The organism is Variovorax sp. N23 (assembly GCF_025486315.1).
In the GTDB taxonomy this organism is placed as follows: Bacteria; Pseudomonadota; Gammaproteobacteria; order Burkholderiales; family Burkholderiaceae_C; genus Variovorax.
In genome coordinates this window covers 181,979-199,268 of the sequence record NZ_JAOOPY010000009.1, presented here as the reverse complement: position 1 = coordinate 199,268, position 17,290 = coordinate 181,979, and the positions used below count along the sequence as shown (strand labels likewise).

Below are 17,290 nucleotides of genomic sequence, written 5' to 3'. Positions count from 1 at the left end.
GCGAGGAGCAGCAGCGAAGTCCGAAGGACCGCAGTCGTCTGCCGCCCACAGCCCTACCGCCCGCCGACGCCCCACGCACAGAACAATCGGCGCATGACAGCAAGCACCGTCGCAAGCCACGCCTTGCTCCCCACAGGCTGGCACAAGAACGTCCGCCTCGAATGGAACGACAACGGTCAACTGACCCACGTCGAACCGAACACGACTGCATCGGCAGCGATACAAGGCCCCGTCATTCCCGGCACGCCCAACCTCCACTCCCACGCCTTCCAGCGCGCCATCGCCGGGCTCACCGAGTACCGCGGCGAGGCCAGCGACAGCTTCTGGAGCTGGCGCACGCTGATGTACCGCTTCGCGCTGCGGCTCGACCCCGCGCAGCTCGAAGCCATCGCGTTGGGCCTCTATGTCGAGATGCTGGAAGCGGGCTATACGTCGGTGTGCGAATTCCATTACGTGCATCACCAGGGCGACGGCCGGCCGTATGCCGACGATGCCGAGCTGGCGCATGCGCTGATGCGCGCGGCGCAGCGTGCGGGCATCGGCCTCACGCTGCTGCCGGTGCTGTACCAGACGAGCGGCTTCGGCGCCAAGCCGCCGAGCGACGGGCAGCGCCGTTTCATCCGCTCGACCGAATCGATGCTGCGTCTGCTCGAGAGACTCAAGCCACTGTGCGATGCGCAGGGCGCACGCCTCGGCCTCGCGCCGCACTCCCTGCGCGCGGTGCCGCCCGATGCGCTGCGCGACGCACTGGCCGGACTCGACGCCATCGACCCGACCGCACCGGTGCACATCCACATCGCCGAGCAGACGCAGGAGGTCGACGACTGCGTGGCCTGGAGCGGCCAGCGCCCCGTCGCCTGGCTGATCGACCACGCCCCCGTCGATGCGCGCTGGTGCCTGGTGCATGCGACGCACATGGATGCCGACGAGTACCGCCGCGCGGCCGTGAGCGGCGCGGTCGCGGGCCTGTGCCCGACCACCGAAGCGAACCTCGGCGACGGCATCTTCGACCTGCCCGCCTGGCGCGCGGCCGGCGGCGTGTGGGGCATCGGTTCCGACAGCCACATCTGCGTGAACGCCGCCGAGGAGCTGCTGATGCTCGAGTACAGCCAGCGCCTCGCCACGCGCCAGCGCAACGTGGCGGCTGATGCATCGCAACCGAACGTCGCGAGCGCGATGACGCTGGCGGCGGCGCAGGGCGGGGCGCAGGCGTCCGGCCGTGCCGTCGGCGGCCTTGCCGTCGGGCAGCAGGCCGACTTCACCGTGCTCGACGCCACGCACCCCGCGCTCGCCGGCCTCGACGTGCCCGACATGCTGTCGTCGCACGTCTTCGCCAGCCACCGCACCAGCGCGATCGATGCCGTGTGGGTGGCAGGCCAACCCCGCGTGCAGGCCGGCCGCCATCCGCTTCACGACAGCGCGTCGGCCGGCTTCGTCGCCGCGCGCCGCCAACTGCTTCAGGATTCCCCATGACCTTTCAAACCACCGAACCCCCCTTCCGCTTCCGCCAGGGCACGCGGCCCCTGCTGATCTCCATGCCGCACGTCGGCACGCATGTGCCGCCCGCGCTGGCCGCGCGCTTCACCGCGGAGGCGCGCCAGGTCCCCGACACCGACTGGCACCTTGAACGCCTCTACGACTTCGCCGACGAACTCGGCGCGTCGGTGCTGGTCGCCACGCACTCGCGCTATGTGATCGACCTCAACCGCCCGCCGGATGGCGCCAGCCTCTACCCGGGCCAGAGCGTCACCGGCCTGTGCCCCGTCGACACTTTCGACAACACGCCGATCTACGAGGCCGGCGACGTGCCCGACGACGACGAGATCGCCGCGCGCCGCGACGCCATCTGGCAGCCCTACCACGCGAAGCTCGCCGAAGAACTCGCGCGCATCCAGGCGCAGCACGGCATCGCCGCGCTGTGGGACGCGCATTCGATCCGTTCCGTGCTGCCGCGCTTCTTCGACGGCAAGCTGCCCGACCTGAACCTCGGCACCGCCAAGGGCGCGAGCTGCGACCCGGCGCTGGCGGAGACGCTGCGCGGCATCGCCGAAAACGCGACCGGCTACACCGGCGTGCTCAACGGCCGTTTCACCGGCGGCTACATCACGCGCCACTACGGGCAACCCGCGCAGAACGTGCAGGCGGTGCAGCTGGAGATGACGCAGTCGAGCTACATGCAGGAGGCGCTGCCCTTCGACTACCTGCCCGAGGTCGCGGCCGGCGTGCAGCCGCATGTGCGGCGGATGATCGAGGCCGTGCTCGCGTTCGTCGAGGCCAAGCGTGGCTGATGCGGCCTTCATCGATGCACTGATCGCCGCGGCCGGCGCCGACGCCGTGCAGACCGGCGACGCCGTGCCGCTACGCCATCGCACCGACTGGAGCGGCGTCACGCCGGTGCAGCCGATCGCGCTGGTGCGCCCGCGCAGCACCGACGCGGTCGCGGCCGTGCTGCGCGTCTGTAGCGAATTCCGCGTGTCCGTGGTGCCGCAGGGCGGCCTCACCGGCATGGCCGGCGGGGCGGTGCCGGTCGCCGGTGCGATCGCGCTGTCGCTCGATCGCATGAACGCCATCGAGTCGCTCGACGTGGCGGCCTCGACCATCACCGTGCAGGCCGGCGTCACGCTGCAGGCCGTGCAGGAAGCCGCGGCCGAGCAGGGCCTGCAGTTCGGCGTGGACCTCGGCGCGCGCGGCTCGTGCCAGATCGGCGGCAACCTCGCGACCAACGCCGGCGGCAACGGCGTTCTGCAGTTCGGGATGATGCGCGAGCAGGCGCTCGGGCTCGAGGTGGTGCTGGCCGACGGCACGGTGCTGCCCATGCTGCGCCCGATGATCAAGAACAACACCGGCTACGACCTGAAGCAGCTCTTCATCGGCGCCGAGGGAACGCTCGGCGTGATCACGCGGGCCGTGCTGCGCCTGCGCCCGGCACCGCGCGCGAAGGCGACCGTGCTGGTCGCGGTCGTCAGCTTCGAGCAGTCGCTGGCACTGCTCGGCCGGCTGCAGGCGCGCTTCCCCGGCGCGGTGGCGGCCTTCGAACTGATGTGGCGCGACTTCGTCGCCGCGTCGCTGCAATGGCAGTCGCTGCGCGAACCCTTCGACGCGCCGCACCCGTTCGCGGCGCTGGTCGACGTCACGGGCCGCGACGAAGACGAACTGCGCACGGCGATCGAGGAACTGCTCGGTGAATCGATGGCAGCCGGCGAGGCGCTCGACGCCGTCATCGCGCAGTCGCAGGCCCAGGCCCGTGCGCTGTGGAAGATCCGCGAGGCCACGGCCGAACTGCCGGCCCACATGCACCCGCCGATCAACTTCGACGTGAGCCTGCCGATGGCCGACATCGGCCGCTTCGCCGACACCTGCCGCGCCGCGCTCGACGCGCGCTGGCCCGGCAACATCGCCGTCTTCTTCGGCCACGTGGGGGACAGCAACCTGCACCTCTCCGTGGACGCCGGCACGGTCGGCGGCGACGAGCATGGCGTCGAGCAGCTGGTGTACGACCAGGTCGCCGCGTTCGGCGGCAGCGTGTCGGCCGAGCACGGCATCGGCACGCACAAGAAGCCCTGGCTCGGCGCCAGCCGCACGCCGGCCGAACTGGCCGCGATGCGCGCCATCAAGCAGGCGTTGGACCCGCACCAGCTCATGAACCCCGGGAAGCTCTTCGATCGCGTCTGAGGATGTGCAGCGTGGGCACCGATCACCCACCACGGCAGGTCCTTTGGACGCTTCCTACAATCGTGGGCTATGAAGCCCATCGTCTACACCCGCGGCCAGGCCCTGCCTGGCATCCTCGCCCAACGCATCGCCGTGCTCGACGGCGCCATGGGCACGATGATCCAGCGCTTCAAGCTCACGGAAGAACAGTACCGCGGCGAGCGCTTCAAGGACTTCGAGCGCGACGTGAAGGGCAACAACGAGCTGCTGTCGCTCACGCGGCCCGACGTGATCCGCGACATCCACGAGGCCTATCTCGCAGCCGGCGCCGACCTGATCGAGACCAACACCTTTGGCGCCACCACCGTCGCGCAGGAGGACTACCAGATGGCGCATCTGGCGCGCGAGATGAACGTCGAATCGGCCAAGCTCGCCCGTGCCGCCTGCGACAAGTACAGCACCCCGGACAAGCCCCGCTTCGTCGCCGGCGCCCTGGGCCCGACGCCCAAGACGGCGAGCATCAGCCCCGACGTGAACGACCCCGGCGCCCGCAACGTCGACTTCGAGACGCTGCGCGCGGCGTACTACGAGCAGACCGAGGCGCTGGTCGAGGGCGGTGCCGACGTGATCCTGGTCGAGACCATCTTCGACACGCTCAACGCCAAGGCGGCGCTGTTCGCCGTCGACGAGTACTTCGAGAACTCGGGCGAGCGCCTGCCGCTCATCATCAGCGGCACCGTGACCGATGCCTCCGGCCGCATCCTGAGCGGCCAGACCGTGACCGCCTTCTGGCACAGCGTGCGCCACGCGCAGCCGCTGGCCATCGGCCTGAACTGCGCGCTGGGTGCGGCGCTGATGCGGCCCTACATCCAGGAACTGGCGCGTGTCGCGGAAGACACCTTCATCAGCTGCTACCCCAACGCCGGCCTGCCCAACCCGATGAGCGACACCGGCTTCGACGAGACGCCCGACGTGACCGCGCGTCTGCTGCACGAGTTCGCGGCCGACGGGCTGGTGAACATCGTGGGCGGCTGCTGCGGCACCACGCCCGACCACATCGCCGCCATCGGCCGCAGCGTCACGCCGCTGGCGGGGCGCACACTGCAGGGCACGGCGTTCTACAGCGAAGCGGCCTGAGCGCGACCCTGTCCTGGGCAAGTGGCGCGGGGCGGTGGCTGATTGACAAGGCCGCCGAAGCCGGCCACCGTGGGACCACCAAGCAACCGGATGACAACATGAACAGGATCGCTCAACGCTGGCTCGCCGTCGGGGTCTTGGCGCTCGCCCTACCCGTCGCGGCCTCGGCCCAACAGGCCTTCGCGCGCAACACCGTGAATCTGCGGGCCGGCCCCGCGGGCAACTACCCGCTGATCGCGACGATCGGCGCCGGCCAGCCCTTCGAAGTGCTCGGCTGCACCAGCGGCTACAGCTGGTGCGACGTCGTGATGCCCGACGGCCTGCGCGGCTGGGTCTACGCGCAGAGCGTCGACTACGCCTACGAGCAGCGGCGCGTGCCGATCGCCACCTACGGCGCGGCCATTGGCATTCCGCTCGTGACCTTCGCGATCGGCAGCTACTGGGGCAACAACTACCGTGACCGCTCGTTCTACGACGACCGCCGGTATTGGGGCAACCGGCCGCCCCCGCGGCGTGAAGAGGGCTGGCAGCGTCCGGCGCCGCCGCGCGCCGAATGGCGGCCGAATCCGTACCGGCCGAATGCAGGCAACGACTTCCGTCCGGATCGAGACCGTCGCGATGATCGTGACGGGCGGCGCGACGATGAGCGCATGCGTCAGCAACAGCGGGTCGAACAGCAGCGTCAACAGCAGGATCAACAGAGGCAGCAGTTGGAACGACAACGCCAACAGCAGCAGGCGCAGCAGCAACGACAGCGGCAGCAGGCGCAGCCACAGCCTGGCTACCGTCCGCAGCCGCAGAGCCGCCCCGACGTCCAGCAGCAGCGTCAGGATCCGGCGCGTCAGGTGGAGCGCGCCCAGCGCGAGAACGTGCGCAGGGGCTTCACGCCGGACGGCCGGCAAAAGGAATAGCCGCCGCGGCTCAGCCTCTCAGGCCGTGCTTGGGGCTGACTTGTCCCTCGCAATCAGCGCCACGAAGCGCTGCGCCCCCAACCCCAGCGGCCGCTCGCGCGACCACACCACGTCGACCCACAGGTCGAGCCCGTTGCTCAGGTTCTCGAACGGGATCTCCAGCAGCGCGCCGGCCGCCACGTGCGGCTTGGCGAAGGCGCGCGGCAGCCAGCCCCAGCCGAGGCCGGCGGTGATCAGGCTCAGCGCGGCCAGCGCGTTGTCGGTGCGCCAGACGTGCCGGCCGAAGACGAAGCGCGGGTCGCTGGTCGTCAGGTCGCGCCCGGCCACCACGATCTGCCGCGTGTTGTGCAGATGTTCCTCGCGCAGGCGTCCGCCGGCGGCGGCCAGCACGGGGTGGGCCGGGGCCATCACCGCGACCATGGTATCGCTCGCGACTTCCTGAAAACCCTCGCGGCCGTCGAGGCTCGGCCGCTCGAACACCAGCGCCAACTGCGCGCGCCCGGCATGTAGCAGCGCCAGCGCGTCGGCCTGCGGCGCTGCGAGCACCTCTACTTCGAGCAGCGGGTATTCGGCCGCCAGCGCTGCGAGGGCGCCGCTCCACGGCGCCGCCAGCAGCTCGGGCGCGATGGCCAGCGTCAGCCGGTTCTCCAGGCCTTGCGTGAGGGCCAGCGCCTGCACTTCGAGCTGCTTGAACTGCGCGGCCAGCAGGCGCGCCTGCGGCTCCAGCGAGCGGGCGGCGGCGGTCGGCTTCGGTTCGCGCCCGCTGCGGTCGAACAGCGGCAGGTCGAGCTCGGCCTCCAGTCCGGCGATCGCCATGCTCACGGCGGACGGCACGCGCCCTAGCGAGCGCGCCGCCGCGGAAAACGAGCCGTGGTCGAGCACGGCGAGGAAGACCTGCAGGTTGTCGGTGGAGAAGGCCATGCGCCCGATCTGTCAGATTAATTGAAAGAAGATGACTTTTTATATCAGTCATCAGCACATAAAGTCCACCGTCTGTTCACTGTCTTCCGGGGATTTCCATGCAAGGGCTCAAGCGCCGTGTCGTCTACATCACGCTCTACGAAGGCATCGCCATCGTCGCAGCGAGCGTGGGGCTGGCATGGATGTCGGGCCAGGGGCTGGGGCACTCGGGCGTCCTGGCGGCCATCGCGTCCGTGATCGCCGTGTTGTGGAATTTGAGCTTCAACTGGCTCTTCGAGCGTTGGGAGTCGCGCCAGGCGGTGCGCGGGCGCAGCGTGTGGCGCCGTATCGCGCACGCCATCGGGTTCGAGGGCGGCCTCGTCGCCTTTCTGGTGCCGACCTTCGCCTGGTGGCTGGGCGTGAGCCTGTGGGACGCGCTGGTGATGGATCTGGGCCTCGTGGTGTTCTTCCTCGTCTACACCTTCGTCTTCAACTGGGCCTTCGACGCCGTCTTCGGCCTGCCGGCCTCCGCGACCGGCATCGCCCAGCCCGCCTGACGCCCAGCACGGCCGGCGGCCGTGCAACACTCGGCGCATGTCTTCTTTGGAATGGGCCGCGTCCGCCCTGCAGGTGTTCGACGGGGTGGTCCAGGCCAGCGCCGGTTTCCGCAGCCGCGACGGCCAGCGGCGCATGGCCGAGCAGGTGGCCGACACGCTGGCAGCGGCCACCCTTGGCAAGACCGACGGCGATGACGGCGACGGCCTGGCCGACCCGCCGGTGCGCGCCATCGCGGTGATCCAGGCTGGCACCGGCGTCGGCAAGTCGCTCGCCTACTGCGCCCCCGCCATCGCACTCGCGCTGGCACGCAACACCCGCGTCGTGATCTCCACCGCCACCGTGGCGCTGCAGGAACAACTGGTCCACAAGGACCTGCCGGCGCTCGCCAAGCTGATGCCGGAACCCTTCCGCTTCGCCTTGGCGAAAGGCCGCGGGCGCTACGTCTGCCATCTGAAGCTGGAGCGGCTGACCGGGATGATGGCCGAGCACGACGACGAGGAGGACGAGGTCGAAGACGATCTCTTTGCTGACGACGACGCGGCCGCCACCGCCCGCCCCACGCGGCCTGCGCACGAAGTGGAGGCTCGCCTCCAGTTCTACACGGGCATCGCCCAGACACTGGCGGCCGGCGCCTGGGATGGCGACCGCGACACCCTCGACACCCCGCCGGCCGCCGACGCCTGGCTGCCGATGGCGGCCGACGCCGCGTCGTGCACCGGCAAGCACTGCCCGTCGTTCAACCAGTGCGTCTACTACGAGCGGCGCAAGACGCTGGTCGGCGCGCAGGTGGTGGTGGTCAACCACGATCTGCTGCTGGCCTCCATCGGCAACCGCCAGCTGCCCGAGCTGGACAACTGCCTGCTGGTGCTCGACGAAGCGCACCACCTGCCGGCCACCGCGCTCGCGCAGTTCGGTTGCCGCATGGACCTGGGCCGCCACGGCTGGGTCGAGCGCCTGGCGCAGCGCGCGGTGCGCGTGGGCGTGCGCTTCGAGGTGACCGAGGTGGCCGACGTGCCGATGCACGCGGCCCAGATGCGCCAGGCGCTGCAGGAGACCGAGCGCCTGGTGATGGACCTGCACGGCGACGGCCTGAAGTCCGACCTCGCCGGCCCGGCGGGCCTGCCCGGCCGCGGCCCCGCGCGTGCGCGCCTGCCGCTGGGCGCCTTGCCCGAGGCGCTGCAGGGCCCGCTGGGCCGGGTCGCGCACCACGCGTCGGGCTTTCTCGATGCCCTGCGCGTGATCGCCAGCGCCCTGCGCACCGAGATGCGCGAGCAGCCCGCGATGGCCCGCAAGCTGTCGACCCTGTACGCCCAGCTCGGCGCGCTGGCCCCGCGGCTGGAGCAGACGCTCGACACCGCCCAGCTGCTGTTGCGCGAGGCCGCGCCCGACGCGGTGCCGGCGGCCAAGTGGTTCACGCTGCAGGTCGACGGCGACCAGGCCACGCTGCAGGCGCACGCCAGCCCGCTGCTGCCCGGCGCGACGCTGCGCCACCACCTGTGGAACAAAGTGCGCGGCGCGGTGCTGACATCCGCCACGCTGACGAGCTGCGGCCACTTCGACTTTTTCCTGCGCGAGTCGGGTCTGCATGGCGACGAGGCCGCCACGACACTGGAAGTGCCCAGCCCCTTCGACTACGCCGCCCAGGGCCGGCTGATCGCCGTCGAGACCCGGGCCGACCCGCGCGATGCGGCCGGCTACGTCGCCGAGATGGTCCAGTCGCTGGTGCGCGACCTGGCGGAGGTGCGGCACGGCGCGCTGGTGCTGTTCACCTCGCGCGACCAGCTGCGCCAGGCCGTCGAGGCGCTGCCCGCCGCGCTCAAGCCGCGCGTGCTGCTGCAGACCGCCATGCCGCGCCAGCAACTGCTCGCCACCCACCGCCATCGCGTGGCCGAGGGGCTGCCGTCGATCATTTTCGGCATGCAATCGTTCGGCGAGGGGCTCGACCTGCCGGGCAAGCTGTGCGAATCGGTCTTCATCGCCAAGCTGCCCTTCGCACCGCCGGACGATCCTGTGGGCGAGGCGCGGGCCGAGTGGCTGCGCACGGTGGGGCGTGACCCGTTCACCGAGTTGGTGGTGCCGGCGACGGCCATTCGACTGGCGCAGTGGGTGGGGCGGGCCATTCGAAGTGAGGAGGACCGGGCTTCCGTGTATTGCTACGACCGGCGGCTGGTGCGGACTTCGTATGGGCAGCGGTTGTTGAAGGGGTTGCCGCCGTTTGCTTTTTCTATGGTGCGGGTGGGGGATGTTGTCTCGGCATAGAGCGCCCGGCAGGCGGTGCGGGCCGATCGACCCCGGTGCGCCGGCCCTTCGGGCTGCCTTGCGGTGTTCGCCTTTCGCGGGGTCCCGCCCAAACTCGCTGCGCTCAAACAAGGGCGAGCCCTGATCCGCGAAAGGCTGCGCTCCTCAGCGACGCACAGGGGATCGCCCGACCCGCACCGCCTGCCGGGCTTGGGGTGCGCGACGATTGCGCTCGCTGGAGGAAGATGCACAACGGCCGCGTCCACGTCGGTGGGTGGTATGTCTTTGGGCGGCTGTTGAGGCTCCGGCGAGCACCGCAGGGGCAGGCGGATCAGGGCCGCGCGTGTTTGAGCGCAGCGAGTTTGCGCGGACCCCGCCTGACGCGAGGAGCAGCAGCGAAGCCCGAAGGGCCGGAGACGTCTGCCGCCCAAAGGCATACCGCCCGCCGACGCCCCCACACCACACCGAAGCCCCTCGACAACCATCACTCCAATCAAAGGCAACTAAAATCGACGACCCCGAGGAGCGTTGCAGCGGCACCCCCGCCAGGCTCGGGCCCCTTCCCGCAACGACGCTCACCTGACCCTCGCGAATCCAGGTGAGCCCATGTCCGAAACTTCTTCCCCTGCCGTCACGTCCGTCCCCCCGATGAAGCTGTCGGGGCTCGAGCCCGTGCGCATCGGCGACGGCACGCTGTTCGTCAACATCGGCGAGCGCACCAACGTCACCGGCTCCAAGGCCTTCGCGCGGATGATCCTGAACGGCCAGTTCGAGGAGGCGCTGGCGGTCGCGCGGCAGCAGGTCGAGAACGGCGCGCAGGTGATCGACATCAACATGGACGAGGCCATGCTCGACAGCAAGGCCGCGATGGTCCGCTTCCTGAACCTGATCGCGTCGGAACCCGACATCGCGCGCGTGCCGATCATGGTCGACAGCTCGAAGTGGGAGGTCATCGAGGCCGGCCTGCGCTGTATCCAGGGCAAAGGCATCGTCAACTCGATCAGCATGAAGGAAGGCGAGGACCCCTTCCGCCACCATGCCAAGCTGCTGCGCCGCTACGGTGCTGCCGCGGTGGTGATGGCCTTCGACGAAAAGGGCCAGGCCGACACCTACGAACGCAAGGTCGAGATCTGCCAGCGCGCTTACCGCATCCTGGTCGACGAAATCGGCTTCCCGGCCGAGGACATCATCTTCGACCCGAACATCTTTGCGGTCGCCACCGGCATCGAGGAACACAACAACTACGCGGTCGACTTCATCGAGGCGACGCGCTGGATCAAGCAGAACCTGCCGGGCGCCAAGGTGTCGGGCGGCGTGTCGAACGTGAGCTTCAGCTTCCGCGGCAACGACCCGGTGCGCGAAGCCATCCACACCGTGTTCCTGTACCACGCGATCAAGGCCGGCATGGACATGGGCATCGTCAACGCCGGCATGGTGGGCGTGTACGACGACCTCGAGCCGGTGCTGCGCGAGCGCGTCGAAGACGTGGTGCTCAACCGTCGCCCCGATGCCGGCGAGCGCCTGGTCGAAGTGGCCGAGACCGCGAAGAGCGGCGCCAAGGACGAGAGCAAGCGCAACGACTGGCGCGGCACGCCCGAGGCGCCGGTGAGCGTCGGCGACCGGCTCAGCCACGCGCTGGTGCACGGCATCACCGAGTTCATCGTCGAGGACACCGAAGAGGCCTACCAAGGCATCCTCGCCAAGGGCGGTCGTCCGCTGCACGTCATCGAAGGCCCGCTGATGGACGGCATGAACGTGGTCGGCGACCTGTTCGGCGCCGGCAAGATGTTCCTGCCGCAGGTGGTCAAGTCGGCCCGCGTGATGAAGCAGGCCGTGGCGCACCTGCTGCCCTACATCGAGGAAGAGAAGCTGCGCGACGAGGCCGCCGGGCGTGACGTGCGCACCAAGGGCAAGATCATCATCGCCACCGTGAAGGGCGACGTGCACGACATCGGCAAGAACATCGTCACCGTCGTGCTCCAGTGCAACAACTTCGAAGTGGTGAACATGGGCGTGATGGTGCCGTGCCACGAAATTTTGGCGCGCGCCAAGGTCGAAGGCGCGGACATCGTGGGCCTCAGCGGCCTGATCACTCCCAGCCTGGAAGAGATGCAGTACGTGGCTGGCGAGATGCAGCGCGACGACCATTTCCGCATCAAGAAGATCCCGCTGATGATCGGCGGCGCCACCACCAGCCGCGTGCACACGGCCGTGAAGATCGCGCCGCATTACGAAGGCCCGGTCGTCTATGTGCCCGACGCGTCGCGCAGCGTGAGCGTGGCGCAGTCGCTGTTGAGCGACCAAGCGACCAAGTACATCGACGAACTCAATGCCGACTACGACAAGGTGCGCCTGCAGCACGCCAACAAGAAGCAGGTGCCGCTGTGGCCGCTCGCCAAGGCGCGCGCCAACAAGACGCCGATCGACTGGACGGGCTACACGCCGCCGGTGCCGAAGTTCATCGGCCGCCGCGTGTTCAAGAACTTCGACCTGACCGAGCTCGCGAAGTACATCGACTGGGGGCCGTTCTTCCAGACCTGGGACCTGGCCGGGCCGTTCCCCGCGATCCTGAAGGACGAGGTCGTGGGCACCGAAGCGGTACGCGTGTATGCCGACGGCCAGCGCATGTTGAAGCGCCTGATCGAAGGACGCTGGCTCAGCGCGAGCGGCATCGTGGGCTTCTGGCCCGCGAACACCGTGAACGATGACGACATCGAGCTTTACACCGACGAGACGCGCAGCGAAGTCGCGATGACCTGGTACGGCATGCGCCAGCAGACGGAGAAGCAGGCGATCGACGGCGTGATGCGCCCGAGCCGCTGCCTGGCCGACTTCGTCGCACCCAAGGACAGTGGCCTGAAGGATTACGTCGGCATGTTCGCGGTCACGGCCGGGCTCGGCGTCGAGAAGCGCGAGAAGTTCTTCATCGACGACCTCGACGACTACTCGGCCATCATGTTCAAGGCGCTGGCCGACCGGCTGGCCGAGGCCTTCGCTGAATCGCTGCACCACCGCGTGCGCACCGACCTGTGGGGCTACGCCGCGGACGAAGCCTTGAGCAACGAAGACATGATTGCCGAGAAGTACCGCGGCATCCGCCCCGCGCCCGGCTACCCGGCCTGCCCCGACCACAGCGTGAAGCGCGAGATGTTCGAGGTGATGCAGTGCGCCGACATCGGCATGACGCTGACCGAGAGCCTGGCCATGACGCCGGCGGCCAGCGTGAGCGGCTTCCACCTGAGCCATCCGGCGTCGACGTACTTCAACGTCGGCAAGATCGGGCACGACCAGTTGGTTGACCATGCCCGGCGGCGCGCGGTGAACGAGGCGGAACTTGAGCGGCTGCTGGCGCCGAATCTTTAAATCTGCCGCGTTCCGGCAGGCGTTATAGCTGTGAACAGACCGAGCGCAGCAAAGTACTTCCAGGCCAGATTCCGACTCATGACACAACTACCAGATTTTTAGCCACCGTGGTTGTGCGTCGGAGTGCTATCTCTATGCAGGTTGCGTGGCATCACCATCCATCCGAACTAACCGGCCCTTTTAGTCGACTACCACTGGACCCGCCACATGCCAGGACCGGTGCACTTAGCGCAGTGCTGCATCGACTTCCAATCGTCTCTGCCTTCATGCCTTATTACGCCCTTCCTCGCCTTGTCAGCAGGTTTCGAGCTTTGCCACTTATTGTGATTGCAGTCATTGACTATTTTGAACTTGTCGTGGTCGCCAGCTTCGTTGATCTTTTTATAGAACCGCACCTCGCCGGGCTGCGGCGGGCTAGATTCATCGTTTGAGGCGGGTGCCGCCTGTGGGTTGACGACACTTGCTTCGGTGGCATATTGGAGCTGGTACTCAAGCGAGGCTCGCCTTCTCTTGATCTCATCCAGCTCTATCCTGAGCGCTTCGTTGGTTGCTTGCAGTTGGTCGATAAGGTTAAGTGCTGCCTCGTAGTCGACCGCGCGCGCTTCGAGCTTCTTGATCCTTCCTCTGATCTCGTCTTTTTTAATGGCGTCGATCTGTTGTGGCTCCTGGATGGATATCGACATCGCTGCAAGGACACGATTCCTCAGCTGCGAGCGAAAGCGCGATGAGTATTCGTAGTCCTTCGATGCGTCTTCTGGCAGAAGGCGTGACGCAGTCCAAACAGTCGAGCGAGGAAAGTTTTCGCTGCCGCGGATTGGCCAATAGATCCGAATTGCGCCGAGATAGCAGGAATCAATTTTGCCTACAGCACTTGTGAAGTCGCCCGAAGCCTCTTCGTTAATTCGGTAGATTTCCGCCGCGCCGGAAAGATCATGAGCGATCTGGTCTGCAATTCCGGGCCAAACTTCTTCGCCATCGACTTCAGAAACAACCACCACCGGCAGCTTTCGCGAACTGCCGCCCCTGAGTCGCGTCGCGAGGGCTTGCGCCCCTTCTCTATCGTTCACCCGCGTGACTGACGTCGACAACGGGTTGTCGAAATAGCGCCAATCGTCGAAAAGATTGATTGCATCTCGGATGACTTCCGGGCACTTTGCATCGGTGAAAATTTGGGCGACAGAGTCTTCGGGATTGGATACAGTCAGGTTGGCGTACAGCGTCAATCGGTCGGTAGTAGTGAGTACGGCAAGGTGCGTTGTGAAGTTCAGCCCAGCCCGAGATTTCTCCTCCAGCTTGTATTCCGTAACGGCATCTTTCTCGTTTGCGTGTTTGTCGATTCGGTATAGGCCCGCATCGTCCCGCTGGGTCTTGGACTTGAAGAACCCTTCCTTTTCTAGCGGAGCATCAGCCCCCTTCTTCACAAGCCATCTTTCAAAAAGCCCGTCCAGTGCGGGCAATCTTTGAGCGATCTGGTCAGGGGTCAGTTCAGGGGTATTCAGCAGATATGAGGCAATCGTTTGCATCCTGGCTCCGTGTCGATGGTCGTGCTGTGAGCATACTTGGTGGCGTTGAGCAGGCCGTGAACGTCGGAGCCACGGCGCATGCGCGGGTGCCGGTCACATGTCGAAACGCGCTCCCGGCGCTCACCGACAACCCAAGGCTTCACTTTCATGCACAGTGAAGCGCTATGCCCCAACCCAAGTCATTGACGACTGCCTGCCCTGAGTGCGGCCAACGCAACCGTGCGGACGCTCGCTTCTGCGAAGCGTGTGCCGCGCGGCTCGGCGCGGAGCCGTCGATCGGGTCGACGCGGGCCCCCACGCGTGCACCGCTGCCGCCAGCGACGGCTCCGGTGCCGCTCGCGGCCGCAGGTGTGGGTGCGGCCCATGGCGACAGCCGCTTCGACGCGCCGCGAACGGTGCACTCCCGTCCGATGCCGCTGCCTGAGGCCAGCAACAGCAGCTTCTGGTTCAAGTTCGGCATGGCCGGGCTGGCCGTGATGATCGGCTTCATCGCCTGGAGCCTGTACATGCTCACGGGCAGCAAGGTGCCGACGCAACTCCCTGCGGCGCAGGTCGGTGCGGAGACGCCGCCGGTGGCGGCATCGCCTGCCCCGGCCAGTTCGAGCGTGGCGCCGAGCAATAGGCCTGCAACCGCTGCGCCATCGCCCAGCACCGCTGCAGCGACCGACGCACCGCCGCGATCAGCCACCCCGACAGCGCGCGCGCCTCGCCCAGCATCGACCGTACCGCCCGCAGCGCAACGCCCCGCCGCCGAAGCGCGCGAGCGACAGGCGCCGCAACGCCAGGCGGCGACAAGAGAACGCGTGCGGCCGCCGCCTTCCGAGGTGCGTCCCGCCGATTTCGGCGGCTGGGTCGAACCCTCGCGCCCGCCGGCCATGACGTCGGCGCCGAACTACCAGGATGCCGGTCCGCCGGTCGTGTCAGGCCCCGGCCCGCGTGAGCCGCTTCCGATGACATCCCCAGCGCAGCCCGTCGGCAGCGTGGCCACCACGGGCCAGCAGGACCTCGGCCCGCCGGTCACCGCCGGGCCGGGCCCGCGCTACGACTACTCGACGCCGAACGCGGCCGGCCGATAGCCGACGCTTCAGAGAACGACCGGCACTTCCGTCGCCGGCGGCGTGTTGCGGCTGCGGCCGGCGCGCACGATGCCGTCGATCATCACCATGCCCACGCCCGGGAGGTCGCCGAGCGCGACGCTCTCGAGCAGGCCGGCGGCCGGCGAATGCTGCGCGCGGTCCATGAAGACGAAGTCGGCATCGCGGCCCACTTCGATCAGGCCGCAATTGAGGTTGCGGATGCGCGCCGTGTTGCCGGTCGCGAAGCAGAACACCTGCTCGGCCGGGATCTGCGCGAAGGCCGTGATGAACGACACCATGCGCAGGATGCCCAGCGGCTGCACGCCCGAGCCGGCCGGGCCGTCGGTGCCCAGGATCACGCGGTGCGGGCACTTCAGTTCGATCGCGGCACGGGCCGCGGCGATGGCCGTCTTCTCGTTGCCGTTGTGCACGATCTCGATCGCGCGCGACGACTTCTCGCACAGCTCGCAGACATGCGCCTCGGGCAGCGAGGTGTGGCCGCCGTTGATGTGGCCGATGACGTCGGCGTCGGCCTCGAGCACCACGTCCTTGTCGATGTAGCCCGAGCCCGGCACCGAAGGACCGCCGGTGTGGATGGTGCTCTGGATGCCGTACTTGCGCGCCCACGCCACCATCTCCTTGGCTTCGTAGCCCGCCTTTACCGTGCCCAGGCCCACTTCGCCGAGCAGTCCCACGCCGGCCTCGGCGAGTTCCTTGAAGTCGCTCTCGACCATGCCCTTCTCGATCACCGGCGCACCGGCCAGCACCTTCACGCCGCTGGGGCGGAAGTTGTCGTAGGCGCGCTGCGCGGTGATGGCCAGCGCCTTCAGGCCGACGATGTCCTTGGGCCGGCCGGGCAGGTGCACCTCGCCGGCCGAGATCATGGTGGTCACGCCGCCGTTCATCGACGAATCGATCCAGCCGAGCTGGCTCTGGCGCGGCGTCCAGTCGCCGAAGACCGGGTGCACATGGCTGTCGATCAGCCCGGGTGCAACCGTGGTCTTCCGGCAGTCGATGACGGTCTTGGCGCCCTCGACGTCGCAGTCCTTGTACTTGCCGACCGCGGTGATGAGGCCGTCGACGACCACGATGGTGTCGGCGTCGAGAATGGGGCGGTCGATGTCGCCCGAGAGCAGCAGCCCTATGTTCTGGATGACGACCTTGCCCGACTTGCCGCCGGTTGCGATTTCTGCCATTTGATGTCCTCGTGGGGAAGTGAGAGTTCTGGGTTTTCGTCGGCGCGCACCGTGCGCAGCAGCGTTTCGATCACGAAGTCTTCCCAGTGCGTGACCGCCGCCGGCAACTCCAGCGGCTCGCCGAGGAAGGCGGTGAGCGTGTGGCGGTTGGCGGTGTAGAAGTAACCGGTGGCCGCGATCAGCAGGTAGACGTCGCGCGCCACCAGGTCGGTGCGGAACAGGCCCTGCGCCGCACCGCTCTGGAGAATCTCGGCAATGATCGCGACCGCGCGCGACGAGTATTCGCGTGCCCGCAGCGACTTCGAGATGTGCCGGCCCTTGTGCAGGTTCTCGGTGTTCAGCAGCGTCACGAACTCGGGGTTCCTGCGGTAGTAGCCGAGCACGAAGCGGATCACGTCGGTCAGCGCGTCGACCGGGCGCGTGGTGTCGAGGTCGAGCGCCGCTTCGGCATCGTCCATGCGCTGGTAGATGCCCTCGAGCACCGCGATGAACAGGCCTTCCTTGCTGCCGAAGTAGTAGTAGATCATCCGGTCGTACGACTTCGCGGCCCTGGAGATCTTCTCGACGCTGCCGCCGTCGTAGCCGTACTTGGCGAACACCTTGGTGGCCGCCTTCAGGATCGCATCGCGCGTGGCCTGCGCCGCAGCCTCGCGCACCCCCGTCTTGCGCTGGGGCTTGGCAGCAGGCTTGCGGGTGGTCATGCGTTGGCGCAGTGTAGGCGTGCTCGGACCATGCCA

At 68.0% G+C, this 17,290-nt stretch carries 13 protein-coding genes, 1 pseudogene and 1 riboswitch; of the genes and pseudogenes, 10 read left to right on the top strand and 4 right to left on the bottom strand.

Features of this window, described 5'->3' with window-relative positions:
• Positions 1 to 93 precede the first annotated feature (93 nt).
• From N8A90_RS15780 to N8A90_RS15760, 5 genes are all read left to right on the top strand, one after another.
• A complete protein-coding gene (locus N8A90_RS15780) occupies positions 94 to 1,473 on the top strand; it encodes a formimidoylglutamate deiminase (RefSeq protein ID WP_262075903.1) in 1,380 nt (459 codons plus the stop codon).
• Positions 1,470 to 2,288, top strand: coding sequence for an N-formylglutamate deformylase (gene hutG, locus N8A90_RS15775; RefSeq protein WP_262075902.1), 819 nt, complete (start codon positions 1,470 to 1,472; stop codon positions 2,286 to 2,288). The genes N8A90_RS15780 and hutG overlap by 4 nt, the downstream gene beginning before the upstream one ends.
• Complete coding sequence (locus N8A90_RS15770; protein WP_262075901.1) at positions 2,281 to 3,672, top strand: FAD-binding oxidoreductase; 1,392 nt, start codon at positions 2,281 to 2,283, stop codon at positions 3,670 to 3,672. Before hutG ends, N8A90_RS15770 begins: the two co-directional genes overlap by 8 nt.
• A gap of 69 nt (positions 3,673 to 3,741) precedes the next feature.
• A complete protein-coding gene (locus N8A90_RS15765; protein ID WP_262075900.1) occupies positions 3,742 to 4,788 on the top strand; it encodes a homocysteine S-methyltransferase family protein in 1,047 nt (348 codons plus the stop codon).
• Between the two features lie 98 nt (positions 4,789 to 4,886).
• The gene (locus N8A90_RS15760) at positions 4,887 to 5,699 is read left to right on the top strand and encodes an SH3 domain-containing protein (protein WP_262075899.1); all 813 of its coding nucleotides are present in this window, start codon (positions 4,887 to 4,889) and stop codon (positions 5,697 to 5,699) included.
• An 18-nt stretch (positions 5,700 to 5,717) separates the two neighbouring features.
• Here the strand turns inward: N8A90_RS15760 and N8A90_RS15755 are convergent, their stop codons facing one another.
• Entirely contained in the window at positions 5,718 to 6,620 is a 903-nt protein-coding gene (locus N8A90_RS15755) for a LysR family transcriptional regulator (RefSeq protein ID WP_262075898.1), read from the bottom strand.
• Positions 6,621 to 6,718: 98 nt separating this feature from the next.
• Between N8A90_RS15755 and N8A90_RS15750 the strand changes: the two genes are divergently transcribed.
• The 3 genes from N8A90_RS15750 (at position 6,719) to metH (ending at position 12,758) form a co-directional block, all read left to right on the top strand.
• Positions 6,719 to 7,156, top strand: a complete 438-nt coding sequence (locus N8A90_RS15750; protein ID WP_262075897.1) for a PACE efflux transporter — start codon at positions 6,719 to 6,721, stop codon at positions 7,154 to 7,156.
• Between the two features lie 37 nt (positions 7,157 to 7,193).
• Positions 7,194 to 9,416, top strand: a complete 2,223-nt coding sequence (gene dinG / locus N8A90_RS15745; protein ID WP_262075896.1) for an ATP-dependent DNA helicase DinG — start codon at positions 7,194 to 7,196, stop codon at positions 9,414 to 9,416.
• Positions 9,417 to 9,911: 495 nt separating this feature from the next.
• A riboswitch (S-adenosyl-L-homocysteine riboswitch) is annotated at positions 9,912 to 9,979 on the top strand.
• Between the two features lie 64 nt (positions 9,980 to 10,043).
• Complete coding sequence (gene metH / locus N8A90_RS15740) at positions 10,044 to 12,758, top strand: methionine synthase (protein WP_410087691.1); 2,715 nt, start codon at positions 10,044 to 10,046, stop codon at positions 12,756 to 12,758.
• Between the two features lie 188 nt (positions 12,759 to 12,946).
• Here metH and N8A90_RS15735 read toward each other — a convergent pair whose 3' ends face one another.
• Positions 12,947 to 14,281 carry a hypothetical protein gene (locus tag N8A90_RS15735; RefSeq protein WP_262075894.1) on the bottom strand — a complete coding sequence of 445 codons (1,335 nt, stop codon included), beginning with the start codon at positions 14,279 to 14,281 and terminating at the stop codon, positions 12,947 to 12,949.
• Positions 14,282 to 14,445: 164 nt separating this feature from the next.
• Here N8A90_RS15735 and N8A90_RS25500 point away from each other — a divergent pair.
• Positions 14,446 to 14,535 (top strand): annotated as a pseudogene (locus N8A90_RS25500) (zinc-ribbon domain-containing protein); the annotation flags it as partial.
• 156 nt (positions 14,536 to 14,691) lie between these two features.
• Positions 14,692 to 15,357, top strand: coding sequence for a hypothetical protein (locus N8A90_RS15730; RefSeq protein ID WP_262075893.1), 666 nt, complete (start codon positions 14,692 to 14,694; stop codon positions 15,355 to 15,357).
• A gap of 8 nt (positions 15,358 to 15,365) precedes the next feature.
• Here N8A90_RS15730 and N8A90_RS15725 read toward each other — a convergent pair whose 3' ends face one another.
• Together N8A90_RS15725 and N8A90_RS15720 are read right to left on the bottom strand one after the other, a co-directional pair.
• Positions 15,366 to 16,553: an amidohydrolase family protein gene (locus tag N8A90_RS15725; protein WP_262075892.1), complete on the bottom strand. Its 1,188-nt coding sequence runs from the start codon at positions 16,551 to 16,553 to the stop codon at positions 15,366 to 15,368.
• Positions 16,499 to 17,254: a TetR family transcriptional regulator gene (locus N8A90_RS15720; RefSeq protein ID WP_262075891.1), complete on the bottom strand. Its 756-nt coding sequence runs from the start codon at positions 17,252 to 17,254 to the stop codon at positions 16,499 to 16,501. Before N8A90_RS15720 ends, N8A90_RS15725 begins: the two co-directional genes overlap by 55 nt.
• Positions 17,255 to 17,290: the final 36 nt, after the last annotated feature.

Bases quoted from the DNA above. Each gene is read 5' to 3' on its own strand.
- N8A90_RS15780 (WP_262075903.1), top strand. From the start codon at position 94: ATGACAGCAAGCACCGTCGCAAGCCACGCCTTGCTCCCCACAGGCTGG.
- hutG (WP_262075902.1), top strand. From the start codon at position 1,470: ATGACCTTTCAAACCACCGAACCCCCCTTCCGCTTCCGCCAGGGCACG.
- N8A90_RS15765 (WP_262075900.1), top strand. From the start codon at position 3,742: ATGAAGCCCATCGTCTACACCCGCGGCCAGGCCCTGCCTGGCATCCTC.
- N8A90_RS15760 (WP_262075899.1), top strand. From the start codon at position 4,887: ATGAACAGGATCGCTCAACGCTGGCTCGCCGTCGGGGTCTTGGCGCTC.
- N8A90_RS15755 (WP_262075898.1), bottom strand. From the start codon at position 6,620: ATGGCCTTCTCCACCGACAACCTGCAGGTCTTCCTCGCCGTGCTCGAC.
- N8A90_RS15750 (WP_262075897.1), top strand. From the start codon at position 6,719: ATGCAAGGGCTCAAGCGCCGTGTCGTCTACATCACGCTCTACGAAGGC.
- dinG (WP_262075896.1), top strand. From the start codon at position 7,194: ATGTCTTCTTTGGAATGGGCCGCGTCCGCCCTGCAGGTGTTCGACGGG.
- metH (WP_410087691.1), top strand. From the start codon at position 10,044: ATGAAGCTGTCGGGGCTCGAGCCCGTGCGCATCGGCGACGGCACGCTG.
- N8A90_RS15735 (WP_262075894.1), bottom strand. From the start codon at position 14,281: ATGCAAACGATTGCCTCATATCTGCTGAATACCCCTGAACTGACCCCT.
- N8A90_RS15730 (WP_262075893.1), top strand. From the start codon at position 14,692: ATGCCGCTGCCTGAGGCCAGCAACAGCAGCTTCTGGTTCAAGTTCGGC.
- N8A90_RS15725 (WP_262075892.1), bottom strand. From the start codon at position 16,553: ATGGCAGAAATCGCAACCGGCGGCAAGTCGGGCAAGGTCGTCATCCAG.
- N8A90_RS15720 (WP_262075891.1), bottom strand. From the start codon at position 17,254: ATGACCACCCGCAAGCCTGCTGCCAAGCCCCAGCGCAAGACGGGGGTG.